This window comes from Enterovirga sp. (assembly GCF_028290205.1).
Lineage (GTDB): Bacteria > Pseudomonadota > Alphaproteobacteria > Rhizobiales > Beijerinckiaceae > Enterovirga.
The window spans coordinates 1-21,222 of record NZ_JAQGKF010000226.1; the positions used below are offsets into that span (position 1 = coordinate 1).

A 21,222-nucleotide genomic window follows, 5' to 3' on the forward strand; every position below is an offset into this window, starting at 1 on the left:
GCCATCCAGATCGGCCGTCCGGCCAGGCAGGCCTGCAGGTGCTCCACGGCGGCGGGATCGGCCGGCAGGGGCGGGATGTCGAATTTGAGGTTTCCGCCGAGGGCCACGCGCGGGGCGCCGAGGGCGCGAAGGCGCTCCGCATCGGCGGCGCTCTGCGCGATGCAGAGCGCGAAGCGGCCGAACAGGGCTTCGGCGACCCTGGGCGCGCGCCGGCTCCAGCCCGCGAAGGAGCGGGCGGAGATGCGGCCGTTTACCAGCACCAGCGGGATGTGGTGCCGATCGAGTTCCAGGATCAGGTTCGGCCAGATCTCGGATTCAGCGAACAGGGCGAGTTGCGGCTGCCAGTGCCGGATGAAGCGCCTGGCGAGATGCGGCACGTCGAGCGGCAGGTATTGGTGGCGCGCGCCCGGCGGGAGGCGGCGGGCCAGGATCTCGGCCGAGGTCCGGGTGCCGGAGGTGACCAGCACCTTCAGGCCGCGCCCGATCAGCCGCTCCACGAGTGGCAGCAGGGTCAGGGTCTCGCCGATGGAGGCCCCGTGCGCCCAGACGAGATCGCCGGCCGGGCGGTCGCGGCCGGGCCAGGCGCGGCGCTCGCCGAGGCGGTCGATGTCTTCCTTGCCCTTCCGGGCCCGCCAATGCAGCAGGGCGGGAGCGAGGGGGGCGAGCAGCGTGGTGGCTGCCCTGTAGGCGACAAGCGCGGCGGGCAGAGGCCCGCTCACGAGGCGCGGTCGCTCGGCTGGCCCGCGCCAGGCCGCCGCAGGCCCGCACCCGGGTCCGATCCCCCGACCAGCCCGAAGGCACGGGCGTTGACGCGGTCGAGCTCCCGCTCGGTGGCGAGCCGCCTCTCCTCAAGCACCGCGTCGTCGGCGTCCGACGGCACCCAGATCGGGTCGCCGGCCACGATGGCGCCGCGGCCGAAGGGGAGGCCGAGGCTGGCCCGGTCCCAGCTCTGGAACTCCTTGCGGCGGCTCGTGGCGACGGCCACGGGCACGATGGGTCGGCCCGACATGCGGGCCAGCAGCACCACGCCGGTGCCGCAAATTCGGGCGATCTTGGGGATGTCGGCGGTGAGAAACATGTTCTCGCCGCCCGCCAAGGCCCGCAGCATCGCCCGAAGTGCGCTCGATCCGCCCTTGAGGCGCTGATCGCGGCCGCGCGCGCCGGAGCCGCGAATGGCCCGCACCCCGAGATGGTGCAGCGCGATCGCGTTCAGCTCGCCGTCGCTCGATTTCGAGACGAGGCTCGCGGCGCGGTCCTGCGGCCGGCGCAGATACGGCGCCATGAAATGCTGGCCGTGCCACATGGCCCCGATCAGGGGCTGCAGCGGGCCGAGTCGGTCGTAGATGTCCGCCGGCTCGTGGACCCAGCTGTTGGTCGCCCGGACGAGGTCGAGGTAGCGGGCAAAGGACCAGCCCGCGGCCTGCTGCACGGCCGGCTTGCGGACGACCTCCTTGAGGCGGGGCATGGCGAGGCTCAGGCCACGTTCGGGTCGAGCAGACGATGCAGGTGAACGATGAAGTAGCGCATCTGCGCGTTGTCGACGGTGGCCTGCGCCTTGGCCTTCCAGGCCGCATGGGCGCTGGCGTAATTCGGGAAGATGCCGACGAGGTCCAGGCGCGAGAGGTCCCGGAAGGTGACGCCGTCGAGCCGTTCGAGCTCGCCGCCGAACACGAGATGCAAAAGTTGCTGTCCGTCTTGGTCCATTCCGCTCGTGCCGCCTCTGATCATCCGGTCCTGATGGCGCGGGCGAGCCCGGATTGCAAAGCGGCCGGCGCGGCGATGAGTTCGCCGTGGCAGGGGTCGGGCTGGTTGTAGCGCGGCGCGGCGCCGTCGAGCCCGGCCAGCGATCCGCCGGCCTCGGCGAGCACGAGGTCCGCGGCCGCGATGTCCCAGTCGCGCGCATTGCCCGAGATCAGGCCGGCATCGACCGCCCCTTCCGCCACGCGGGCAATGCGGAGCGCGAGCGAGGGGACCCGCGGCGGCCGCCGGGTGTCCGGGTGCGTTCGCGCCAGGCGGTCGAGCATGAAAACAGGCCCGGCGACGCTGCAGGAGCCGAGTTGCACGGTCGCAGAGACCGAGATCGGTGCGCCGTCGCGCCGGGCGCCGGAACCCGCGATGGCCTCGAACAGCGTGTCATGGGCCGGCGCGTGCACGATCCCGAGCACCGGTCGTTCGGTTCGCAGGAGGGCGATGGCGATCGACCAGTCGCGGCTTCCGGACAGATAGGCCCGCGTGCCGTCGATCGGGTCGACGATCCAGACGAGGTCGCGGCCGAGCCGGCTGTGGTCGTCGGCCGTCTCCTCCGACAGCCACGCGGCGTCGGGCAGGAGCCCGCCGAGCCGCTCCTTCAGGAAGCTGTCCACGGCAAGGTCCGCTTCCGTGACAGGAGAGCCGCCGGCCTTGGACCAGATCTGGGCAGAGGTGGCGAGGCCGGGCCGGAAATACCGCAGCGCGAGGTCGCCGGCCTCGCGCGCCACCTCCCGGACCTCGGGCAGCAGGCGGTGGAGAAGGGCGGTGTCGTCTCGCATCGGGGTGGCGGAGCTGTACGGGAGGGGCGGCCCGCGAACAAGACAATCCGAACGATCGCGGCAAGGCGGCAGCAGGGATGAAGCCGGAAAGCCGGCATTGTCAGGGGTTTGAGCGGAGGGATTAAGCGGCCGGGAAAGGCCTGGCCGCCACCCTCCGGCCGTCCCGAGCGCTCACCGAAGCTGCCGGGCCGGCACAGGGCATCGATATGGCAGGTGATGAGACCGGGAGCGACGCGGGCTGCGTCGCAGGGCCGCAGCGGGACGGGGCGGCGCATGCCGCACGGGGTCGGCAGGATTCGGCCTGCGCGCAGGCGCTCTCGGGTGTCGCGCTGCGGCTCGACGGCTCCGGCTTCCGAATCGTGGTGATCGGCGACGCCGGCGAGACGGTGGTGGAGCTCGGCCCCTACGGCGAGGAGGAGGTGATCGCGGTGTGGCGATCGCTGGCCGCGACGTCAGGGCTGCCGCTTCTCGTGGAGCGTGCGCTTGGCGGGTACGAGGCCGCCTACCCGCAGATGGGCCGGCTGGTGATCGGGGCCCCGCTGGAGCGCAGATGCCGCCTCGCGGTGCTGTCCGGGCGGAGGCCGCGCTTCCTGGCCCGGCGAAAACCCGCGCGGCTGCCGCGACGGCCTGTGGTGTTTCGAGAAAAGGAAATGGTCAGCGGCCGGGGCCGCTGACCTCAGCCGGGTGCTAGAGCGCGCCCTGGGGGACTTGCATCGAGCCCGAGAGGCCGTTGCCGCCGAGCAGGCCCTGCTGGCCGCCGCCGCCGCCGCTCTTGGCCTGCTTCTCCATCTCGGTCTGTTTCGCGGCCACGTTGCAGGCCCGGCCCCGGATCTGGGTCGCCTTGCTGTGGTCCGCCGTGATGCTGGCGATGAAGCTCTCCGGAATCTGGCACCAATCCTTGTTGGCGTTGGCCCATTTCAGGATCTCGGTGCCGTTGGCGACGAGCTGGGTGAAGCCCTGGCAGGCGATCTTGGCGTCCATCTGCTTGCCGGCCGACACGGTCAGCTTGTCGGCAATCGCCTTGCGCTTGCCGAGATGGGCCTGGAGGTCTCCGCACCCGGAGGCCTGGGCGTAAGCCTGGCTGGTCGCGAACATGGCCAGGGCCACGCCTGCGGCCGCAACCAATCTCGACGTCCGGAACAACGGCGACATGTGAACCCCCTCCGAGACAGGCTCCGCGCTTGACGCATGCAGCCTAGCAGTTTGGCGGGTGCGAGACTGTGCCGTCCCGGCCACGCCGTTTTCGTTCCCGCGACCCGGACCACAGGATTGTGGCGGCATTGGCGCGGCGGGCCTAGATGGGCCATGGCGATCCATGACCGCGCGTCCCAGCGCCTCTTCACCGAGAGCCCGCTTCAGCCGGACGGGGAGGTGGAACTCGGCCGCGAAGCGGCGAACTACCTTCTCAACGTGCTCCGCCTCGGGGCCGGTGCCGAGATCCTCGTCTTCAATGGCCGCGACGGCGAATGGCGGGCCTCGCTCCTCCAGGAGGGCCGGCGGGCGGCACGGCTGCGGCTGGTGGAGCGCACGCGCGAGCAGACGGGCCGGCCAGACCTCGACCTTCTGTTCGCGCCCCTGAAACATGCCCGGCTCGACTACCTGGCCCAGAAAGCGGTGGAAATGGGCGCCGGCACCATCCAGCCCGTCTTCACCCGCCGCACCGTGCCGAACCGCGTCAATTCCGCCCGCCTCCAGGCCAATGTGATCGAGGCCGCGGAACAATGCGGGATCCTGGCCCTGCCTGAGCTTCGTCCGGAGCAGGACCTGCCGGCGGCGCTGGCCGGTCTGGAGCCCGGCCGGCCACTCCTCTTCTGCGACGAGGCGGCGCCGGTCGCGAACCCGGTCGAGGCCCTTGCCGGCCTGCCCCGGGGCGGCGGTGTGGCCCTCCTGATCGGGCCGGAAGGCGGATTCGACCCGGAGGAGCGCGCCGCCATCCTGGCGCGCCCCCTCGTCGTGCGGCTGTCGCTCGGACCGCGCGTCATGCGGGCCGATACCGCTGCGGTGGCCGCACTCGCCGTCGTCCAGGCCGTCCTGGGCGACTGGCGCTGACCGTCCGCTGCCGTCGTTGCAGCGCCGGACGGAATGGCCCTATGAAGCCGCCTTTGAGGCGCCGCTGCCCGCACGGGCCTCTGGTCCGTCACCCGGGCGCTCGCTCGCCCCAGCCGAGGTAGCGCATGGCGCGCGATGTTACGGACGCGGCCCCGATCACGGCCCGCGACGAGCTGGTCGCCTGGTTCGCGTCCGGCGAAAAGCCTCGGGCGGAGTGGCGCATTGGGACCGAGCACGAGAAGGTGCCGTTCTACCGGGCCGACCGGAGGCCGGTCCCGTATGACGGCCCGGCCGGAATCCGGGCCCTCATCGAGGGCCTCGCCGCCCGGACCGGCTGGGAGCCGATCCTCGACGACGGCCTCCCCATCGGCCTTGCGGACGAAAGCGGGGGCGGCGCCATCTCGATCGAGCCCGGTGGGCAGTTCGAGCTGTCCGGAGCCCCCCTGGCCAGCATCCACGACACCGAGGCCGAACTCGCCCGGCACCTGGCCGACCTCAAGGCCGTGGCGGATCCGCTCGGCATCGGGTTCCTGACCCTCGGCATGAGCCCGCTCTGGACCCGGGCCGAGACGCCCGTGATGCCCAAGCGCCGCTACCGCATCATGGCGAATTACATGCCCAAGGTCGGCGGCCATGGCCTCGACATGATGTTCCGCACCGCGACGGTTCAGGTGAACCTGGATTACGGCTCGGAAGCCGACATGGTGGCCAAGCTGCGGGTCGCCCTGGCCCTGCAGCCGATCGCGACCGCGCTCTTCGCCAACTCGCCCTTCACCGACGGCCGGCCGAACGGCCTTCTGTCCATGCGGTCCGAGATCTGGCGCGACACGGACGCCGACCGCACCGGCCTGCTGCCCTTCGCCTTCGAGGAGGGCATGGGCTATGACCGCATGGTCGATTACGCGCTCGGCGTGCCGATGTACTTCGTGAAGCGTGGCGACACCTACCATGATGTGGCCGGAAGCTCGTTCCGGGACCTCATGGAGGGCCGTCTGCTGGCGCTCCCAGGCGAGCGGGCGACGCGGTCGGACTGGGCCAACCATCTCTCGACCATCTTCCCCGAGGTGCGGCTGAAGCAATATCTCGAGATGCGGGGTGCCGATGTCGGGCCCCCCGAGATGATCGCCGCCCAGGCCGCCTTCTGGACCGGCCTGCTCTATGATGGGCCCGCCCTCGACGGTGCGGCCGAACTCGCCCGCACCTGGTCGGCGGCCGACCGGCAGGCGCTTCGCGATTCGGTGCCGCGCCTGGCGCTGGACGCCACCATCGGAGGCCGGAGTGTGCGGGAGGTGGCCGGCGACGCCCTTGCGCTGGCGCGGGCGGGCCTGGCCCGCAGGGCCTCGCTCGACGGCTCGGGCCGGGACGAGACACGATTCCTCGATCCGCTCGATGCCATCGCGGCCGGGGAGGTGCAGGCCGCCCGCTGGCTCGCCGCCTTCCAGGGCGCGTGGAAAGGCTCGGTGCTGCCGAGCTTCTCCGAGGCGGTGTTCTAGAGCGCGCCGCCCTTGTGGCGCAGCGGTGCGTCCTTGGGGTCGAAGGGCACGATCGCGACTTCCCCCCGCTCGTCATAGACGTGAACGGACCAGCCCTGCCATTCGTGGAAGGTCGGCACGGCCCGACGGAGCTCGTCGGCGACGTCGCGAGCCCGCCTCAGCAGGTCGCCCGTGTTCGATCCATCTCGGCCCGTCCGGTCGATGATCAGGTCGACACCGTCCGTGCAGTGGAAATAATGCACCGTCATGCGGCCCTCCGGCCCGGCCCGCGGCAGGCGTTCGCTTCCGCCGCGCCTCGGGTCTCAAGCGACAGCCCATGCGGCGGTTCCGCGGCGGCAGCGGCTGAATGACGTCGAGGCCGGGTTCTGCCCGCAATCCACATGATTCACCGGCCCAAAAACCCGCTGCGAGCTTCAGGCCGGATCGACGCCGGCGACGACAGGCCGCGGCTAGACCTTGAATTCCTGCCCGGGCCGATGCACATGCGGATCGACCCGCGTGTTGCGGCGCGTGCCGTCAGGCCCGTCGCCTCCGGGTCGTTCCCCGACGGGTTGGAACGGGATGGCCTTCTGGCCGTCCGATGCCGTGTGGGGTCTCCGGCGCCGGGTCTGTGGCGCGAGATGAGGCGGAGCGGCTGGACCGCATTCCGGCTCTCAGGGAGTTCGCATTGAAGGATCTGAAGTTCGACGAGAGGGCCTCGGCCTCGCAGGCCGCGAAGACTGCGATGCTGGAGCGATTCCGGGCGCGGCCGAAGGCTGATGATCCGGCCGTGCAGGCGCGGCGGGCCGAGCGCGAGGCCGTTGCGCGGGCGCGCGACTTGCGCGCCGCGGAGCGCGACCGGCTGCGGCTCGAGGAGGAGTCCCGCAAGGAGGCCGAGCGGATTGCAGCCGAGAAGGCCGAGCATGAGCGCCGCGAACTCGATGAACTCGCCCGCATCGAGCGCCAGGCGGAGCTCGAATCGGCGCAGAAGGCGGCGCGCGACGCCCGCTACGCTGCCCGCAAGGCTGCCAAGCGGCGCAAGTAACCGGCGGTTCGGACCCGCCAGAACGGCGGTTCCGCAAGCCCGCGGCTTGAGCTAGGGTCCGGACAACCGGACCTGGGCCGGCTCGGAACCGCACATGGTCAACCTGTTCGACATCATGCGGCAGGCGCAGCATGGCGCGGCGCTGGACCAGCTGTCGCGGCAGTTCGGGCTGAACAGCAACGAGACCCAGCGCGCCCTGGAGGCGCTTCTCCCGGCGTTCTCTCTGGCCTTCCGGCGCAACGCTCAGGATCCGGCGAGCTTCGCCGGCCTGCTCGACCTCATGCTGTCGGGCCGCTATCTGCCCAGTTTCGACGGCACGTCCGCCCCGCGGGCGGGAGCGGGCGACCTCCTGGCACGGCTGTTCGGCTCGGGCGACGTGGCGCAGCGGGTGGCCGATCAGGCCGCGGGCACGACCGGAATCGCCGTTGGGGTTCTGCAACAGATGATGCCGGTGGTGGCCGCCACGCTGGTGGGCGGCATGTCGCGCACCGCCTCGGTCGAGGGCTTCGCCGACATGCTTCGGCAATGGTCCGATGCGCTCAAATCGGCCGCGCCGAAACGGCCAGCGCCGCAACCGGCCTCCGGCGACCCGTGGGCGGCCTGGCACGGCATGATCGAGACCATGACCGGGCGCCCGCCGCAGCCCCAGCCCGCGCCGTCGGCGGCACCGTTCGAGGCCTGGTCGCGGCTGATGTCCACGATGCTGGGCGGCCAAGCCGAGGCGCCGAAGCCGCCGCCCCCGGCGCCGGTTCCAAACCCGTTCCAGGCCGTCGCGCAGATGTTCGAGACGGGTCGCGAGATCCAGGACCGGAATGTCGCGGCGTTTCAGGCCATCCTGGACGGCCAGTCCGCTGGGCCAACGCGCGCGGGCTGACCGTCAGACACGGCAGCGCTGGCGCCCGACAGGCTGCCGGGCGGTGGCGGGCGCGCGACCGGCGGCCCGACGCTCGACCGCCCGCACCAGAAGAAAGGCGGACGGATCGGACGAGAGCGGCCTCGCCAGCACGCCCAGCACATCGCCGCGCAGGAGGCCGATATCCTTCAGCGCCCGATCGTCGAGTTCGAGCAGGCGGCGCACCGCGCTGCGGTGGCGCAACACCCTGACCAAAGCCCGCAGGCGGCCGCCGGCAGCCGCCACGGCGGCGCCGAGTCCTGTTGGCGCCGGTGCGGATGAGGGGGGCAGGGGGGCAAGCATGGCTGAACTCCGGAGGGCATCTCTCCGGCGACCCTGACATTCTCTCGACGCATTCGTAAAATGAATGATAGAGATGTCTTTCATCACACATTCGAAGGAGGGTGATGGCCATGGCGCACATGCTCGACATCGACCAGCTACGTACCTTCGTGGCGATCGCCGATACGGGCTCGTTCACCCGCGCCGCCGATGTGGTGCACAAGACGCAATCTGCCGTGTCCATGCAGATGAAGCGGCTCGAGGAGCGGATCGGGCGGCCCATCTTCGAACGCGACGGGCGCGCCTCCAGGCTCAACGACGACGGCGAGAAGCTGCTCGACTATGCGCGCCGCATCGTCCGGCTGAACAGCGAATGCGTGGCATCCTTCGCCGAGACGGACCTCGTCGGCCGGATCCGGCTCGGCCTTCCGGACGATTATGCGGACCGCTACCTGCCGGAGATCCTGGCCACCTTCTCCCGGTCGAATCCGCGCGCCGAGGTGACGGTGGTCTGCGAGCCGACGCCCCTGCTGACCGAGAAGATGCGTGACGGCGAGCTCGATCTCGCGATCATCACCCATGTCGACGGCCACACCGTTTCCGAGGTGGTTCGGGTCGAGCAGCTGCTCTGGGTCACTTCGCCGCGCCACGGCGTGCACGAGGAAGTCCCGGTGCCGTTGGCGCTCGGCCGGCACACCTGCGCCTGGCGCAGCGCGGCAACGGACGCGCTGTCGGGGGCCGGGCGCCCGTTCAGAATGGCCTATGTGAGCTGGTACTCGACCGCGGTCAGCGCCGCCGTGCTGGCCGGGCTCGCCGTCGCCGTCCTGCCGGAGAGCGCAGTGAAGAACGGGATGCGCATTCTGGGTGCCCGCGAAGGCTTCCCGGCCCTTCCGACCTGCAAGATCGGGCTGATGCGCGCTCCCGGTCAGACCGGCTCGCTGGCTGAGGCTCTGGCGGACCAGATTCGCGAGAACCTGGACAATCTTGGCGCGGGCCGGCGCGGGCCGGTCGGGATCGCGGCCGAGTGAGCTCCTAGGGGATGTAGGTGTTGAAGGCGATTCCGACCCGCGCGAAGAGGCCGTTGGTGCCGTTCCCCGTGGACGTCACCCCGACCAGAATAACCACGGCGATCAGGCTGGCGATCAGCGCATACTCGATCGACGTGGCGCCGCGCCCGTCTTCCTGCCAACGCTTGAACATGTCGCTGCTTCCGTTCGCGGGCCGATCATCGCCCGTCCGGCTTTGCCTCGAGTTAATGAGACTGCCGAGAGTTCGGCCCCTGGCTTGACAGTTTCGGGGCCGGCTTCGCACATGCGGCCATGCCGAACCCGAGTCGCGGCCGCCCCCGCTGATGGCCGTCTATACCGATGTGTCGGACGACGAGTTGCGCGCGTTCGTCGCCGCGTACGATCTCGGCGAGGTGCTCAGTTTCAAGGGCATCGCGGAGGGAGTCGAGAACTCCAACTTTTTCCTGCGCACCTCGCGCGGGCCTTTCATCCTGACGCTCTACGAGAAGCGCGTCAGGGAGGAGGACCTGCCCTTCTTCCTGGGCCTGATGGAGCATCTCGCGGCGCGAGGACTGATCTGCCCGGTTCCAGTCCGGGCCCGGAGCGGGGAGGCGCTGGGCACGCTTGCCGGCCGCCCGGCCGTGATCGTGACGTTTCTGGAAGGTCTCGCCGTGCGGCGCCCGAGCGCGAGCCACTGCCGGGCGGTGGGGGCCGGAATGGCACGACTGCACGCGGCAGGGCGGGACTTCGCCATGCAGCGCCCGAACGCGCTCTCGCTCGCCGGCTGGGCGCCGCTGTTTGCCCGCGCCGAGGCCGAGGCCGACCGGGTCGCCCCTGGGCTCGCCGGCCGGACCCGGGCCGAACTCGACGCGCTCGCCACCCTCTGGCCCTCGGGGCTGCCGGCCGGAATCATTCACGCCGACCTGTTTACGGACAACGTCTTCTTCATCGGGACGGAGCTGTCCGGGCTGATCGACTTCTACTTCGCCTGCACGGATGCGCTCGCCTACGATCTCGCCATCTGCCTCAACGCCTGGTGCTTCGAGCCGGACGGCTCGTTCAACCTGACCAAGGGCGCGGCGCTGATTGCCGGCTATGAGAGCGTGCGGCCGCTCGAGCCCGAGGAGGCCCGGGCGCTTCCCATCCTGGCCCGGGGTTCGGCGCTCCGCTTCATGCTGACCCGGCTGGTGGATTGGCTGAACGTGCCCCCCGGCGCGCTGGTCCGTCCCAAGGACCCACTGGAATACGACCGCAAGCTCGCCTTCCACCGCCGGGTGGAGAGCGCGACCGAATATGGATGGCGCAAGTGACCGAGGAGGCCGAGGCCGGCGAACGCGTGGTGATCTACACGGACGGAGCCTGCACGGGGAATCCCGGGCCGGGCGGCTGGGGCGCGCTGCTGGTCCTGGGTGCCAACGAGCGCGAGATCTCCGGCTCCGAGCCGCACACCACCAACAACCGCATGGAATTGATGGCCGCGATCTCGGCCCTCGATGCACTGAGCCGGCCGTGTCGCGTCGACCTCTACACGGATTCCCAATACGTCCGGAACGGGATCTCGACCTGGATCCGAGGCTGGAAGGCCAAAGGCTGGCTCACGGCCGACCGCAAGCCGGTCAAGAACGAGGATCTGTGGCGGCGGCTGGACGAGGCGCGCGGGCGCCACCAGGTCAGCTGGCACTGGGTGAAGGGCCACGCCGACGACGCCCGCAACAACCGGGTCGACGGTCTCGCGCGCGCCGCCATTCAGCGCATGCTGGCCGCCCGACGGGCCTAGCCGGCGCCGCCAGGCCCGTCCCGGCCGCGGCCGGGACGAAGTTCAGCGCCGCCCCCCTCCGGCGAGAGGGACGGCGCTTCCGGATCAGGCGGCCTGCTGGCCTTCGCCGAGCTGCTTCAGGAAGTTTTCGGCACCCGAGATTTCGGCCTTGGAGGGGGCGTCCTCGACGTTGAGGGATTTGACCACCCCGTCCTCGACCAGCATCGAGTAGCGCTGCGAGCGGGTGCCGAGGCCGAAGCCCGAGCCGTCGAAGGACAGGCCGAGGGCCTTGGCGAAATCGCCGTTGCCGTCCGACAACATCTCGACCTTGCCGTCCGCGCCCGTCGAGGCCGACCAGGCCTTGAGCACGAACACGTCGTTGACGGAGGTCACCAGGATGGCGTCGATTCCCTGGGCCTTGATCTCGTCGGCGCGGCTCACATAGCCCGGCAGGTGGTTGCGGTCGCAGGTCGGCGTGTAGGCGCCCGGCACCGCCACCAGCACGACCTTGCGGCCCTTGAACAGGTCGTCGGTGGTCTTGGCGGCAGGCCCGTCCGGCGTCATCACCCGGAACGTGGCTTGCGGCAGCTGGTCGCCGATCTTGATCATCTGGGGAACTCCGTCAGGGTACTCCTCGGCATAGCGCCGGCATCCGGTCGCGTCGAGCGCCCCGGAGGGTGGACAACGTCCCTCCGGCGCGTAGCATGTCGCTATGGTGAGGAGCCGATCAGAGCATCCGGCTGCAGGCCGGGGCGCAGAACCCGGATACCTGGACGGGCAGATGCTCGTCGCCATGCCGGGCATGCAGGACGACCGCTTCCAGCGGACCGTGATCTACATCTGCGCCCACTCGGCCGAGGGGGCTATGGGCATCGTGCTGAACCGTCCGGCCCCGGACGTGAGCTTCTCCGAGCTGCTGGTGCAGCTCGACATCCTGCCCGCGGCCGGAGAGATCCGGCTGCCCGTGCACACCCAGCGCATGAAGGTGCTGATCGGGGGACCGGTGGAGACCAGCCGCGGCTTTGTCCTGCACACGCCGGACTTCTTCCTCGACCACTCGACGCTCGCCATCGACGAGGATGTCTGCCTCACCGCGACGGTCGACATTCTCCGGGCCATCGCCAAGGGGGAGGGGCCGACCAGCGCCGTGCTGGCCTTGGGCTATGCCGGCTGGTCGCCCGGGCAGCTCGAGAGCGAGATCCAGGCCAATGGGTGGCTGAACTGCCCGGCCGATCCCGGCCTCATCTTCGAGGCCTCGCTGGAACACCGCTACGATCTCGCCATCCGCAAGATCGGGATCGACCTCGGCATGCTGTCGAGCGAGGCCGGGCACGCCTGAGCCGGGGGCAGACGTCACGAAAAAGGCCCGCCTCGCGGCGGGCCTCGTCGGACCGGAAGCCCGGTCCGGGTGCTGCCGGCGGCCGGCAGCCGCGACGTCACATCCCGACTTCGTTGCCGGAATAGTCGATCTTGCCGTCGGCGCCCTTCTTCCAGACATACATCACATAGTCGGGCCGGGTGATGTCGCCCTTCTTGTCGTAGGAGATGTCGCCGATCACGGTCTTGAACACCTTGCCGGACCGCATGACGTCCGCGATCTTCTTGCCATCGGTGGACTTCGCGTCCTCGGCCGCCTGTTTCAGGATCTGCACCGAGGCATAGCTGTAGAGCGTGTAGGCTTCGGGCTCGAAATTCTTGGCCCGGAACCTGGCAACGACGTCCTTGGCTTCCGGGTTTTTGCGCGGATCGGGCGAGAAGGTCATCAGGGTGCCCTCCGCGCCCGGGCCGGCGATGGACACGAACTCCGACGACACGATGCCGTCGCCCGACATCAGGGGGGCCTTGAGGCCCTGGTCGCGCATCTGCCGGATGATGAGGCCGGCTTCCGTGTGCAGGCCGCCGAAATAGACCACATCGACATTGGCGGATTTCAGCTTCGAGACGAGGGCCGAGAAGTCCTTCTCGCCGGTGTTCACGCCCTCGTACACGACCTCCTTGAGGCCCTTGGCGTTCATGGCCTTCTGAGTCTCGTCCGCCAGGCCCTTGCCGTAGGGTGTCTTGTCGTGGACCACCGCCACCTTCTTGCCCTTGAAGTTCTTGGACAGGTAGTCGCCCGCGACCCCGCCCTGCTGGTCGTCACGGCCGCAGGTCCGGAACGTGTTCCACATTCCACGCTCGGTGAATTTCGGGTTCGTGGAGGCCGGCGTAATCTGGATGATGCCGGATTCCTGGAACACTTCGGACGTCGGGATGGAGACGCCCGAGTTGAAGTGGCCGACCACCATCTTCACGCCTTCGGACGCGAACTTGTTGGCCACCGAGACGCCCTGCTTCGGGTCGGAAACGTCGTCGCCCACGGACAAGGTGATCTTCTGGCCCAGGATGCCGCCCGCGGCGTTGATGTCCTCGACAGCCTGCTCGGCGCCGTTCTTCAGCTGCGCGCCGAACGCCGCGTTCGGCCCCGTGATGGGCCCCGCGACCCCGAGCTTCACCTGCGCGTAGGCCGGCGCCGTCACGGCGAGACCGAGGCCGAGCGCGAGCCCGGTCAGCAACCTGCTCTTCATGTGGTCATCCCTCCTGAAATTCGTGGGCCGGACGTCCGGCCGGCGGCGCAAGGCCGGCTCGCGCCATCATGCCTGTTTCCGCATGATTGTCACCGGGCCGGCCCTGTCAAAAGGGCGTCACGGCGGAGTCTTCGCGCGCCAGCCGAGAGGTCCCGCCCGCTCATAGAGCCACGGATACTGGCGGGCCATCTGCCCGGACCGCGCGAAGCGATAGCTGAACAGGGCGACAGCCAGCACAACCAGAAGATCGACCAGTCCGAACCGGAGCGAAAGCAGCGTGCCGCCGAACAGCGCATGGTGGATGAACCGTACCGCGAAGGCGAGCGGTACCGACCACAGCGCCACCTGCCAGCCCGGTCGCCAGGTCAGGGCCAGAGCCCGGCCGGTCATCCAGGCCGTCCAGCCGCCCAGCACCACGGTGACCAGGACGAAGAGCCAGGCGGAATGCTCCTCGTAGAGGATGCCCTGCATCAGCGCCGCCCGCCTTCGAGATAGGCTGCCTTCACCTCGGGATTGGCCAGGAGCTCGGCCCCGGTGCCGGTCATGGTGATCGTGCCGGTGACCATCACGTAGCCGCGATGGGCGAGCTTGAGCGCATGGTAGGCGTTCTGTTCGACCAGGAAGACGGTGGTGCCTTCGCGCCGGTTCAGGTCGCGCACCACCTCGAAGATCTGCTTCACGATCAGCGGCGCGAGCCCCAGCGAGGGCTCGTCGAGCAGCAGGAGGCGGGGGCGCCCCATCAGGGCGCGGGCGATGGCCAGCATCTGCTGCTCGCCGCCCGACATGGTGCCGCCGCGCTGGTGCAGACGCTCCTTCAAGCGCGGAAAGATTCCGAGCATGCGCTCGAGGTCGTGGGCGAAATGTGCGCCGCCGTCGAGCGAGGCGCCCATCTGGAGGTTTTCGTACACCGTCATGCGGCTGAAGATGCGCCGGCCTTCCGGCGCCTGGGCGATCCGCAGCCGGGCGATCTCGTGCGTGGCCAGATCCGTGATGGCCCGGCCTGCGAAGGTGACGGTGCCGTGCCGCGCGCGCGGGTTGCCGCAAATGGTCATCATCAGGGTCGATTTGCCGGCCCCGTTGGCGCCGACAAGCGCCACGATCTCGCCCTCCCAGACGTCGAGATCGACGCCCTTGAGGGCCATGACGTTGCCGTAATAGGTCTCGACCCCGCGCACCTGGAGGAGGGCGGGCGCGCCCTGAACCGGGCGGCTCTCGCCCAGCAGGACGTTGATGCCGGCCACGCTCACGCCCGGGTCTCGGGGCTCATGTCAGCACCTCGGCTTCCACCTGCTCGACCTCCTCGTCCTCCACGCCCAGATAGGCCGCCACCACACGGGGGTCGCGGCGCACCTCCTCGGGCGTGGAATCGGCGATCTTGACCCCGTAATCGAGCACCACGACGTGGTCGGAGATCTCCATCACGACCGACATGTCGTGCTCGATGAGCAAGAGCGAGGTGCCGTCGCGGTCCCGGATGGAGAGCAGCAGTTCGTTGAGGTCGTGCGACTCGCGCGGATTGAGCCCGGCGGCCGGCTCGTCGAGGCAGAGCAGGACCGGATCGGTGCACATGGCCCGGGCGATCTCGAGCCGGCGCTGGTCGCCGTAGGGCAGGTCGCCGGCGGGGTCGTCGGCCCGGTCGACGAGGCCCGTCCGCTCGAGCCAGCGCTCGGCCTTCCGGACGGCGTCCTTCTCGGCCCGGCGGTAGCCTGGCAGGCCGAGCAGCCCGCCGGCCGTATAGCCCGAGGCCCGCATCAGCCCGTTATGCTGCGCCACCATCAGGTTCTCCAGAACGGTCATTCCGGTGAACAGGCGGATGTTCTGGAAGGTGCGGGCGACCTTGGCCCGGGCCGTGATCTCGTGGCCGGGCAGCCGCTCCAGCAGGAAGGTCGCGCCGGCGGGCTGCCGCAGGGTCATCATGCCCTCCGTCGGCCGATAGAACCCCGTGATGCAGTTGAAGACGGTGGTCTTGCCGGCACCGTTGGGGCCGATCAGCGCCGTGATCTCGCCCCCGCGGCAGCGGAAGGACAGGTCGCTCACCGCCACCAGCCCGCCGAACCGCATGGTCAGGTGGTCGACCGTGAGGACGGCCTGGGCGGCCACGTCTGCCATCAGCCGTGGCCCTCCTTCACATGGGAGCCGGAAATGGCCCGCCGCTCGCGCAGCACCACCGAGGGCTCGCGCACCGAGATCAGGCCGCGCGGCCGCCAGATCATCATCAGGACCATGCCCATCCCGAACAGCAGGAACCGGTACTCGTTGGGATCGAAGCCGGATCCGAAGACATGGCTGAGAAATCCGAGATTGCGCAGCATCTCCGGGCCGCCCACCATGGCGACCGCGGCGATCGCCACGCCGATCTGCGAGCCCATTCCGCCGAGCACGACGATGGCCAGGATGGTGGCCGATTCCAGGAAGTTGAAGCTTTCCGGGCTGATGAAACCCTGCCGGACGGCGAAGAAGGACCCGGCGAAGCCCCCGAACATGGCGCCGATCGCGAAGGCGGTGAGCTTGGTGCTGGTGGTGTTGATGCCGAGGGACCGGCAGGCGATCTCGTCCTCGCGCAATGCCTCCCAGGCCCGCCCGACCGGCAGCCGCCGGAGCCGGAGCGTGACGAGGTTCGTGATCAGGGCCAGGACCAGGATCAGGTAGTAGAGGAAGATGATGCGGTGCATCGGGCTGAAGGTCGGCCCCTCGGGGCCGAACAGCCAGCCGAGGCTGCCCTGCGCGCCGTCCCGCCAGCCCAGGAGCCAGCGCATCCAGCCGAGGAAGCCCGTCTCGTCGTTGGTGAACGGGATGCCGAAGAAGGTGACGCGCGGGATGGATGAGATGCCGGCCCCGCCGCCCGTGACGTCGACCCAGTTGATCAGCACGAGGCGGATGATCTCGCCGAAGGCCAGCGTCACGATGGCGAGATAGTCGCCGCGGAGGCGCAGCACGGGGAAGCCGAGCAGGATGCCCCAGAACGCCGCCAGGATGCCGGCCAGCGGCAGGCAGATCCAGAACGAGAGCGAGAACGTGGTGGCGAGAAGCGCGTAGGAATAAGCCCCCACCGCGTAGAAGGCGACGTAGCCGAGGTCGAGCAGCCCGGCGAGCCCGACCACGATGTTCAGGCCCCATCCCAGCATCACGTAGGTGAGGATGAGGATGCCGAGGTCCACCCAGTAGCGGGATTCCGTGAGCCCGCCCGCGCTCAGATAGGCGAGCAGGGGAAACGTGACGGCGATGCCGAGGAAGACGGGGCCGAGCAACGCCGAAAGCGCGAAGCCCGATTGTCGCTCCGGCTCCGCCCGGGTCGTGACGGCCCCGCGCGCCGCCATGCTGCGCCGGCTCGGAACGGCCCGCAGCCCGAGCAGCCGCAACAGCAGCCGGCCGACGAAGACGATGCCGCAGCAGGCCGCGACCAGGCCCCAGCGCGGCTCCAGCACGAGGCCGTTCGGCCCCTGTTCCGTCCGCAGCGCCAGGAGCGGGATCGACAACCCGAGCGTGATCAGGGCGGCGTAGAGCGCGTCCCGCAGGGCGTCAGCGAAGCCGGGGGCGGGCCTCGGCGGCTCCGGCGCGGCGGAGACGGCGCCGGCCGGCAGGCGAGCGCTCGCGGCCATCAGACCTTCTCGACCTCCGGACGGCCGAGCAGGCCGGACGGCATGAAGGTGAGCACGATGATCAGGATGCAGAAGGCCGCGACGTCCTTGTAGGCGATGGAGAAATAGGCCGACCACAGCACTTCGACGAGGCCGATGATGAGCCCGCCGATCACGGCGCCGGGCAGCGAGCCGATCCCGCCGAGCACGGCGGCCGTGAACGCCTTCACGCCCGGCACGAAGCCGTCGGCGAAGTTCACGACGCCATAATAGAGGAGGTACATGGTGCCGGCGATGGCGGCGAGCCCAGCCCCGAGCACGAAGGTCAGCGCGATGGTGCGGTCGACGTCGATGCCGACCAGGGCGGCCATCTTGCGGTCCTGTTCGCAGGCGCGCTGGGCCCGTCCGAGCGAGGTCCGCTGCACCACGAACCAGAAGATCGCCAGAACCACGATCGTGGTCAGCATGATGATGAGCTGCTTGTAGGACAGCGCCACCACGTAGCCGTCCCGCTCGAAGAGCGGGATCACGTCCGGCAGCATGGGCGGCGTCGGCTTGTTGCGGGCGCCCTGCGCGACCTGGACGAAGTTCGACAGGAAGATCGACACGCCGATGGCTGAGATCAGCGGCGCCAGCCGGAACGAGCCACGCAGCGGCCGATAGGCCAAGCGTTCCAGCGCCCAGCCCCAGAGCGAGGTCAGCACCATGGCGATCAGCATCACGATGAACAGCGCCAGCGCGACCGAGCCGATGCCGATGATCGTGGTCAGCACCAGAAAGAAGATCAGGGCGATGAAGGCCGACAGCATGAACACGTCGCCATGGGCGAAATTCACCATGCCGATGATGCCGAAGACCATCGTGTAGCCGATCGCGATCAGCCCATAGATGGAGCCGAGCGTGAGGCCGTTGATGAGCTGCTGCACGAAATTGGGGTCGACACCGAGCCAGGCAATGAGATCCATCAGGGAAGCATGCATGCGCGTCGCGGGCCTCGGCGCCCGCATTCACGGGCGAGATGGAAACGATAAGCCTGCGTGATCATGCACGCATCGGGCCGATCCGGCCAGTATTCGCCCGCAGCTCTGGACCCCTTTCTCTCCGCCGAACCCAGCGCGGCCAACGGGGCTGCGCCGCGTGGCGCCGCTCCGTCCGCTAGGCACGCGGGCGCCGCGGTGGCATAGCGGGCGGGCGAAGGAGTACGTTCAAGATGGCGATGACGATGGCCGGCAGCGTCGCCCTGCCGGCGGACCGTGAGACGGTGTGGGCCGCGCTGAACGACCCTGAGATCCTGAGGCGCTGCATCCCGGGCTGCCAGGAACTCGTGGCCACCGGCGACACCGGCTTTCAGGCCACGGCCAAGGTGTCCATCGGCCCCGTCAAGGCGACCTTCAAGGGCGCCGTCACTCTGTCCGACATCGATCCGCCGAACGGCTATCGGATCTCCGGCGAAGGGCAGGGCGGGGTGGCGGGCTTCGCCAAGGGGGGAGCCAAGGTCAGCCTCGCCGAGCAGGAGGGCGGCGGCACGCTCCTGTCCTACGATGTGGAGGCGCAGGTGGGCGGCAAGATCGCCCAGCTCGGCGGCCGCCTGGTCAACGGTGTCGCCAAGAAATACGCCGACGAGTTCTTCGCCACCTTCGCCCGCACGCTGGCTGAGGCGCCGGCTGCTGCGCCTCAGGCCGCAGCGACGCCAGGCTGAGCCGGGTGGCGGAGACCGGGCATAACGGCGGGCCGCCGCTTGAGGACGAGCACGTGCCCGAATGGGGCACGGGCGGCATCGGCAACTTTTTCGCCTGGAAGGTCGCCCACAAGGCCACCCGGACGGAGGTGCCGTGGGAGATCATGCTGTGGCGGCAGCGTCGGGCCGAGGCACTCGGCCTGACCTACGAGGAATATAGCCGCGAGCTGAGGGAGCGCGGCCGTCATGTCGGGCCAGCCGACGCGGCGCGTGTCGCCGCCATCAAGCAGGCCCGGCCCGTCCCCACACTGATCGAAACGAGATCCCGGATCGGCCCCGGCCCCGTTCGGGGCCGAGCGCCCCAGCCGGGCGGGCCGGCGACTCGCGCCCCGGCTACGAGCCGAGGAAGCGGTGGCGGCGGTTGAGATCGCGCTCCAGAGCGAAGGTCTCGAGCACGACGGCACGAAGCAATCTGATGAAAGGCATCTCGATCTCCTGTGATGCCGGGCCCGATTCCGGGCTGCCGGCGCCCCAGGGCGTCTTCTCCCGACGGGATGAAGCTAGGGATTTTGCTGCACTGCAACAAGCGGCAAGGCGGAGCAGCCGCCATGCGCAATTCGCATGATCCCGGTCACACTTCCGTAACGTCGCGCCTCAGGGGCGCAGCTTGCCGACGACGTTCAGCGGCCCGGCTCTGGTCGGTCGCACCACGACGACCTCGCCCTCCGCCAGCGGCACCGAGGTCAGCGCCAGGATATTGACCTGGTGCGTGACGAGCACCAGCGTTTCGGCCCGACCGCTCCAACGCGCGACGAGAGCGGCCGTGTCCGCGGTTTCGGTCTCGGCTCCGGAATTCCGACCGAAGTTGCTGTCGAGCGCCGGTTCAGGCGTGATCTCGGCCTCGGGAAAGGCCAGGGCTGCGGTGTCCATGGCCCGGCACCAGCGGCTCGACCGCACGGAGGCCACCGCAACGCCTTCGGCCCGAAAGCGCCGCCCGAGCCGACGCGCCATGTGCCGGCCCTCGTCGGACAAGTTTCGTTGCGTGGCGCAATCGCCCAGCCTGAAGCCGGGCGGGTCACCTGTCCCGGGGGCCCGCGCGTGCCGGACCAGAGCCACCGCGCCGCCCTCCCGGAGCACCCGCCAGCCGGCGTCATCGGCGGCCGCGACACCGGCGGCCGCGACGGCGGCCCCGGCGATGCCGGCGAGGAGGAGACGGCGGATCAGCCCGGCCTCGCGCCGCTCACTCCAGCTTCACGCCGGCATCCGCCACGACCTTGCCCCACCGCTTCACCTCCGAGGACACGAAGGCGGCGAATTCCGGGCCGGTCACGTCGGGCACGTCGGAGCCGTTCTTCTCCCAGGCCGCCTTCACCGAGGGGGTGCCAAGCGCGGTCCTCAGCTCGCGGATCATGCGCTCGACAACGGCCGGCGGCGTGTTCTTGGGGGCGAACAGGGCATACCAGGTGGACACGTCGTAGCCCTGCAGGCCTGTTTCTCCCGCCGTCGGAAGGTCCGGGAAGATGCCGACCCGGGTCGGGGCGGCGAGCGCCAGGGGGCGAATGGTGCCGCCGCTGATCTGCGGTGCCGAGGTGCCGAGCCCGTCGAAGGCCATGTCGATCTGCCCGGCCACGAGGTCGGCCATGGCGGGGCCGGCGCCGCGATACGGCACCTGCCTGATGTTGGTGCCGGTCAGGAGCTTGAACAATTCGCCCGCGAGGTGGTGCGTGGTGCCGATCCCGGCATGACCATAGGTCATCTTCTCCGGGTTGCTCTTTGCGAAGCTGATCAGCTCCGGCAGGGTCTTGGCCGCCACCCGCTGCGGGTTGACCACGACCACATGCGGCGGCCGGGCGATCAGCCCGATCGGCACGAAGTCCTTCTCGATGTCGTAGGTCAGGCGCGGATAGATCGCGGGCGCGATGGCGTGGTGGGCGGCCCCGACAAAGAACGTGTAGCCGTCCGGCTCGGCCTTCGCGGCCGCGGCGGCGCCGGCCGTGCCGCCGGCTCCGGCCCGGTTCTCGACGATCACGCGCTGGCCGAGCTGGCTGTCGAGCTGCTGCGCCAGCGGGCGGGCGAAGGCGTCCGTGCCGCCCCCGGCCGCGAAGGGCACGATCAGCGTGATGGTGCGGCCGGGCCAGGTCTGGGCGGAGCCGGCCGAGACCGACGCCGAGAGCGCGGCGGCGAGGGCCACGAGGAAAGTCGGAACAGCCTTCATCCTCAACGTCCTGTCCTCCCGCTTGCGGCAGCCCCTAGGCTGCTCTTGCCTCAGGCGTAGCCGACCCGCCCGGGCGGGGAAACAGGACCATAGTCGCGCGCCGGGTTCCCTGGCTCACCCCCTTCCGGACCCGCCCCGCCCCGTGCGATGCTGCGC

Annotated in this window: 28 protein-coding genes; 11 read left to right on the forward strand and 17 right to left on the reverse strand. The window is 69.9% G+C overall.

Features of this window, described 5'->3' with window-relative positions; genetic code table 11:
* The 4 genes from JWR86_RS15585 to JWR86_RS15600 all read right to left on the reverse strand — a co-directional run.
* Positions 1-668 (reverse strand): glycosyltransferase N-terminal domain-containing protein (locus tag JWR86_RS15585; RefSeq protein ID WP_299567308.1); only part of this gene is annotated, 668 nt, incomplete at its 3' end.
* Between the two features lie 47 nt (positions 669-715).
* On the reverse strand, positions 716-1,465 hold the full coding sequence (locus JWR86_RS15590; protein ID WP_299567262.1) for a lysophospholipid acyltransferase family protein: 750 nt from the start codon (positions 1,463-1,465) through the stop codon (positions 716-718).
* Between the two features lie 8 nt (positions 1,466-1,473).
* Positions 1,474-1,704: a DUF4170 domain-containing protein gene (locus JWR86_RS15595; protein ID WP_299567263.1), complete on the reverse strand. Its 231-nt coding sequence runs from the start codon at positions 1,702-1,704 to the stop codon at positions 1,474-1,476.
* Between the two features lie 20 nt (positions 1,705-1,724).
* The gene (locus tag JWR86_RS15600; protein WP_299567264.1) at positions 1,725-2,528 is read right to left on the reverse strand and encodes a 3'(2'),5'-bisphosphate nucleotidase CysQ; all 804 of its coding nucleotides are present in this window, start codon (positions 2,526-2,528) and stop codon (positions 1,725-1,727) included.
* Between the two features lie 206 nt (positions 2,529-2,734).
* Between JWR86_RS15600 and JWR86_RS15605 the strand changes: the two genes are divergently transcribed.
* Positions 2,735-3,202, forward strand: coding sequence for a hypothetical protein (locus JWR86_RS15605; protein ID WP_299567265.1), 468 nt, complete (start codon positions 2,735-2,737; stop codon positions 3,200-3,202).
* Between the two features lie 13 nt (positions 3,203-3,215).
* On the opposite strand, the gene JWR86_RS15610 is transcribed toward JWR86_RS15605, so the two are convergent.
* Positions 3,216-3,653: a hypothetical protein gene (locus JWR86_RS15610; RefSeq protein ID WP_299567267.1), complete on the reverse strand. Its 438-nt coding sequence runs from the start codon at positions 3,651-3,653 to the stop codon at positions 3,216-3,218.
* A gap of 180 nt (positions 3,654-3,833) precedes the next feature.
* On the opposite strand from JWR86_RS15610, the gene JWR86_RS15615 reads away from it, so the two are divergent.
* Positions 3,834-4,577: a 16S rRNA (uracil(1498)-N(3))-methyltransferase gene (locus tag JWR86_RS15615; protein WP_299567268.1), complete on the forward strand. Its 744-nt coding sequence runs from the start codon at positions 3,834-3,836 to the stop codon at positions 4,575-4,577.
* Between the two features lie 125 nt (positions 4,578-4,702).
* Entirely contained in the window at positions 4,703-6,070 is a 1,368-nt protein-coding gene (locus JWR86_RS15620; RefSeq protein ID WP_299567269.1) for a glutamate--cysteine ligase, read from the forward strand.
* Here JWR86_RS15620 and JWR86_RS15625 read toward each other — a convergent pair.
* Positions 6,067-6,318 carry a hypothetical protein gene (locus tag JWR86_RS15625; protein ID WP_299567270.1) on the reverse strand — a complete coding sequence of 84 codons (252 nt, stop codon included), beginning with the start codon at positions 6,316-6,318 and terminating at the stop codon, positions 6,067-6,069. The genes JWR86_RS15620 and JWR86_RS15625 overlap by 4 nt on opposite strands.
* Before the next feature lie 419 nt (positions 6,319-6,737).
* On the opposite strand from JWR86_RS15625, the gene JWR86_RS15630 reads away from it, so the two are divergent.
* Together JWR86_RS15630 and JWR86_RS15635 are read left to right on the forward strand one after the other, a co-directional pair.
* Positions 6,738-7,094, forward strand: a complete 357-nt coding sequence (locus tag JWR86_RS15630) for a DUF6481 family protein (RefSeq protein WP_299567271.1) — start codon at positions 6,738-6,740, stop codon at positions 7,092-7,094.
* Positions 7,095-7,188: 94 nt separating this feature from the next.
* A complete protein-coding gene (locus tag JWR86_RS15635; RefSeq protein WP_299567272.1) occupies positions 7,189-7,968 on the forward strand; it encodes a DUF937 domain-containing protein in 780 nt (259 codons plus the stop codon).
* 3 nt (positions 7,969-7,971) lie between these two features.
* Here the strand turns inward: JWR86_RS15635 and JWR86_RS15640 are convergent, their stop codons facing one another.
* Positions 7,972-8,232 carry a DUF1127 domain-containing protein gene (locus JWR86_RS15640; RefSeq protein WP_299567273.1) on the reverse strand — a complete coding sequence of 87 codons (261 nt, stop codon included), beginning with the start codon at positions 8,230-8,232 and terminating at the stop codon, positions 7,972-7,974.
* 167 nt (positions 8,233-8,399) lie between these two features.
* On the opposite strand from JWR86_RS15640, the gene JWR86_RS15645 reads away from it, so the two are divergent.
* Positions 8,400-9,296: a LysR substrate-binding domain-containing protein gene (locus tag JWR86_RS15645; protein WP_299567275.1), complete on the forward strand. Its 897-nt coding sequence runs from the start codon at positions 8,400-8,402 to the stop codon at positions 9,294-9,296.
* Positions 9,297-9,300: 4 nt separating this feature from the next.
* Here JWR86_RS15645 and JWR86_RS15650 read toward each other — a convergent pair whose 3' ends face one another.
* A complete protein-coding gene (locus tag JWR86_RS15650) occupies positions 9,301-9,468 on the reverse strand; it encodes a Flp family type IVb pilin (protein WP_299567276.1) in 168 nt (55 codons plus the stop codon).
* Positions 9,469-9,619: 151 nt separating this feature from the next.
* On the opposite strand from JWR86_RS15650, the gene JWR86_RS15655 reads away from it, so the two are divergent.
* On the forward strand, positions 9,620-10,585 hold the full coding sequence (locus JWR86_RS15655) for a homoserine kinase (RefSeq protein ID WP_299567277.1): 966 nt from the start codon (positions 9,620-9,622) through the stop codon (positions 10,583-10,585).
* Positions 10,573-11,052 (forward strand): ribonuclease HI, encoded by a 480-nt coding sequence (gene rnhA, locus JWR86_RS15660; RefSeq protein WP_299567279.1) that lies wholly within the window; start codon positions 10,573-10,575, stop codon positions 11,050-11,052. The genes JWR86_RS15655 and rnhA overlap by 13 nt, the downstream gene beginning before the upstream one ends.
* 84 nt (positions 11,053-11,136) lie before the next feature.
* Here rnhA and JWR86_RS15665 read toward each other — a convergent pair whose 3' ends face one another.
* Positions 11,137-11,640: a peroxiredoxin gene (locus JWR86_RS15665; protein ID WP_299567280.1), complete on the reverse strand. Its 504-nt coding sequence runs from the start codon at positions 11,638-11,640 to the stop codon at positions 11,137-11,139.
* 106 nt (positions 11,641-11,746) lie between these two features.
* On the opposite strand from JWR86_RS15665, the gene JWR86_RS15670 reads away from it, so the two are divergent.
* Positions 11,747-12,370, forward strand: coding sequence for a YqgE/AlgH family protein (locus JWR86_RS15670; RefSeq protein ID WP_299567281.1), 624 nt, complete (start codon positions 11,747-11,749; stop codon positions 12,368-12,370).
* Between the two features lie 97 nt (positions 12,371-12,467).
* Here the strand turns inward: JWR86_RS15670 and JWR86_RS15675 are convergent, their stop codons facing one another.
* The 6 genes from JWR86_RS15675 to JWR86_RS15700 all read right to left on the reverse strand — a co-directional run bounded on the left by JWR86_RS15675 (position 12,468) and on the right by JWR86_RS15700 (position 18,153).
* Positions 12,468-13,595 (reverse strand): branched-chain amino acid ABC transporter substrate-binding protein, encoded by a 1,128-nt coding sequence (locus tag JWR86_RS15675; RefSeq protein ID WP_299567282.1) that lies wholly within the window; start codon positions 13,593-13,595, stop codon positions 12,468-12,470.
* 117 nt (positions 13,596-13,712) lie between these two features.
* On the reverse strand, positions 13,713-14,066 hold the full coding sequence (locus tag JWR86_RS15680; RefSeq protein ID WP_299567283.1) for a DUF6867 family protein: 354 nt from the start codon (positions 14,064-14,066) through the stop codon (positions 13,713-13,715).
* Positions 14,066-14,842, reverse strand: coding sequence for an ABC transporter ATP-binding protein (locus JWR86_RS15685; protein WP_299567285.1), 777 nt, complete (start codon positions 14,840-14,842; stop codon positions 14,066-14,068). Before JWR86_RS15685 ends, JWR86_RS15680 begins: the two co-directional genes overlap by 1 nt.
* Before the next feature lie 16 nt (positions 14,843-14,858).
* Positions 14,859-15,704: an ABC transporter ATP-binding protein gene (locus JWR86_RS15690; protein WP_299567286.1), complete on the reverse strand. Its 846-nt coding sequence runs from the start codon at positions 15,702-15,704 to the stop codon at positions 14,859-14,861.
* Positions 15,704-17,194: a high-affinity branched-chain amino acid ABC transporter permease LivM gene (gene livM, locus JWR86_RS15695; protein WP_299567287.1), complete on the reverse strand. Its 1,491-nt coding sequence runs from the start codon at positions 17,192-17,194 to the stop codon at positions 15,704-15,706. The genes JWR86_RS15690 and livM overlap by 1 nt, the downstream gene beginning before the upstream one ends.
* Positions 17,194-18,153, reverse strand: a complete 960-nt coding sequence (locus tag JWR86_RS15700; RefSeq protein WP_299567288.1) for a branched-chain amino acid ABC transporter permease LivH — start codon at positions 18,151-18,153, stop codon at positions 17,194-17,196. The genes livM and JWR86_RS15700 overlap by 1 nt, the downstream gene beginning before the upstream one ends.
* Positions 18,154-18,383: 230 nt before the next feature.
* Between JWR86_RS15700 and JWR86_RS15705 the strand changes: the two genes are divergently transcribed.
* Together JWR86_RS15705 and JWR86_RS15710 are read left to right on the forward strand one after the other, a co-directional pair.
* Positions 18,384-18,872, forward strand: a complete 489-nt coding sequence (locus tag JWR86_RS15705; protein WP_299567290.1) for a CoxG family protein — start codon at positions 18,384-18,386, stop codon at positions 18,870-18,872.
* Between the two features lie 5 nt (positions 18,873-18,877).
* Positions 18,878-19,276, forward strand: a complete 399-nt coding sequence (locus JWR86_RS15710; protein WP_299567291.1) for a hypothetical protein — start codon at positions 18,878-18,880, stop codon at positions 19,274-19,276.
* A 229-nt stretch (positions 19,277-19,505) separates the two neighbouring features.
* Here the strand turns inward: JWR86_RS15710 and JWR86_RS15715 are convergent, their stop codons facing one another.
* Both JWR86_RS15715 and JWR86_RS15720 read right to left on the reverse strand, forming a co-directional pair.
* Complete coding sequence (locus JWR86_RS15715; RefSeq protein WP_366914590.1) at positions 19,506-19,988, reverse strand: histidine phosphatase family protein; 483 nt, start codon at positions 19,986-19,988, stop codon at positions 19,506-19,508.
* A 103-nt stretch (positions 19,989-20,091) separates the two neighbouring features.
* On the reverse strand, positions 20,092-21,066 hold the full coding sequence (locus JWR86_RS15720) for a tripartite tricarboxylate transporter substrate-binding protein (RefSeq protein ID WP_299567294.1): 975 nt from the start codon (positions 21,064-21,066) through the stop codon (positions 20,092-20,094).
* Positions 21,067-21,222: the final 156 nt, after the last annotated feature.

Excerpts from the sequence above, each read along its gene's own strand:
- JWR86_RS15595 (WP_299567263.1), bottom strand. The coding sequence starts at position 1,704 with ATGGACCAAGACGGACAGCAACTTTTGCATCTCGTGTTCGGCGGCGAG.
- JWR86_RS15600 (WP_299567264.1), bottom strand. The coding sequence starts at position 2,528 with ATGCGAGACGACACCGCCCTTCTCCACCGCCTGCTGCCCGAGGTCCGG.
- JWR86_RS15665 (WP_299567280.1), bottom strand. The coding sequence starts at position 11,640 with ATGATCAAGATCGGCGACCAGCTGCCGCAAGCCACGTTCCGGGTGATG.
- JWR86_RS15615 (WP_299567268.1), top strand. The coding sequence starts at position 3,834 with ATGGCGATCCATGACCGCGCGTCCCAGCGCCTCTTCACCGAGAGCCCG.
- JWR86_RS15675 (WP_299567282.1), bottom strand. The coding sequence starts at position 13,595 with ATGAAGAGCAGGTTGCTGACCGGGCTCGCGCTCGGCCTCGGTCTCGCC.
- JWR86_RS15605 (WP_299567265.1), top strand. The coding sequence starts at position 2,735 with ATGGCAGGTGATGAGACCGGGAGCGACGCGGGCTGCGTCGCAGGGCCG.
- JWR86_RS15655 (WP_299567277.1), top strand. The coding sequence starts at position 9,620 with ATGGCCGTCTATACCGATGTGTCGGACGACGAGTTGCGCGCGTTCGTC.
- JWR86_RS15690 (WP_299567286.1), bottom strand. The coding sequence starts at position 15,704 with ATGGCAGACGTGGCCGCCCAGGCCGTCCTCACGGTCGACCACCTGACC.
- JWR86_RS15700 (WP_299567288.1), bottom strand. The coding sequence starts at position 18,153 with ATGCATGCTTCCCTGATGGATCTCATTGCCTGGCTCGGTGTCGACCCC.
- rnhA (WP_299567279.1), top strand. The coding sequence starts at position 10,573 with ATGGCGCAAGTGACCGAGGAGGCCGAGGCCGGCGAACGCGTGGTGATC.
- JWR86_RS15705 (WP_299567290.1), top strand. The coding sequence starts at position 18,384 with ATGGCGATGACGATGGCCGGCAGCGTCGCCCTGCCGGCGGACCGTGAG.
- JWR86_RS15635 (WP_299567272.1), top strand. The coding sequence starts at position 7,189 with ATGGTCAACCTGTTCGACATCATGCGGCAGGCGCAGCATGGCGCGGCG.
- JWR86_RS15680 (WP_299567283.1), bottom strand. The coding sequence starts at position 14,066 with ATGCAGGGCATCCTCTACGAGGAGCATTCCGCCTGGCTCTTCGTCCTG.
- livM (WP_299567287.1), bottom strand. The coding sequence starts at position 17,194 with ATGGCCGCGAGCGCTCGCCTGCCGGCCGGCGCCGTCTCCGCCGCGCCG.
- JWR86_RS15650 (WP_299567276.1), bottom strand. The coding sequence starts at position 9,468 with ATGTTCAAGCGTTGGCAGGAAGACGGGCGCGGCGCCACGTCGATCGAG.
- JWR86_RS15590 (WP_299567262.1), bottom strand. The coding sequence starts at position 1,465 with ATGCCCCGCCTCAAGGAGGTCGTCCGCAAGCCGGCCGTGCAGCAGGCC.
- JWR86_RS15625 (WP_299567270.1), bottom strand. The coding sequence starts at position 6,318 with ATGACGGTGCATTATTTCCACTGCACGGACGGTGTCGACCTGATCATC.
- JWR86_RS15620 (WP_299567269.1), top strand. The coding sequence starts at position 4,703 with ATGGCGCGCGATGTTACGGACGCGGCCCCGATCACGGCCCGCGACGAG.
- JWR86_RS15645 (WP_299567275.1), top strand. The coding sequence starts at position 8,400 with ATGGCGCACATGCTCGACATCGACCAGCTACGTACCTTCGTGGCGATC.
- JWR86_RS15720 (WP_299567294.1), bottom strand. The coding sequence starts at position 21,066 with ATGAAGGCTGTTCCGACTTTCCTCGTGGCCCTCGCCGCCGCGCTCTCG.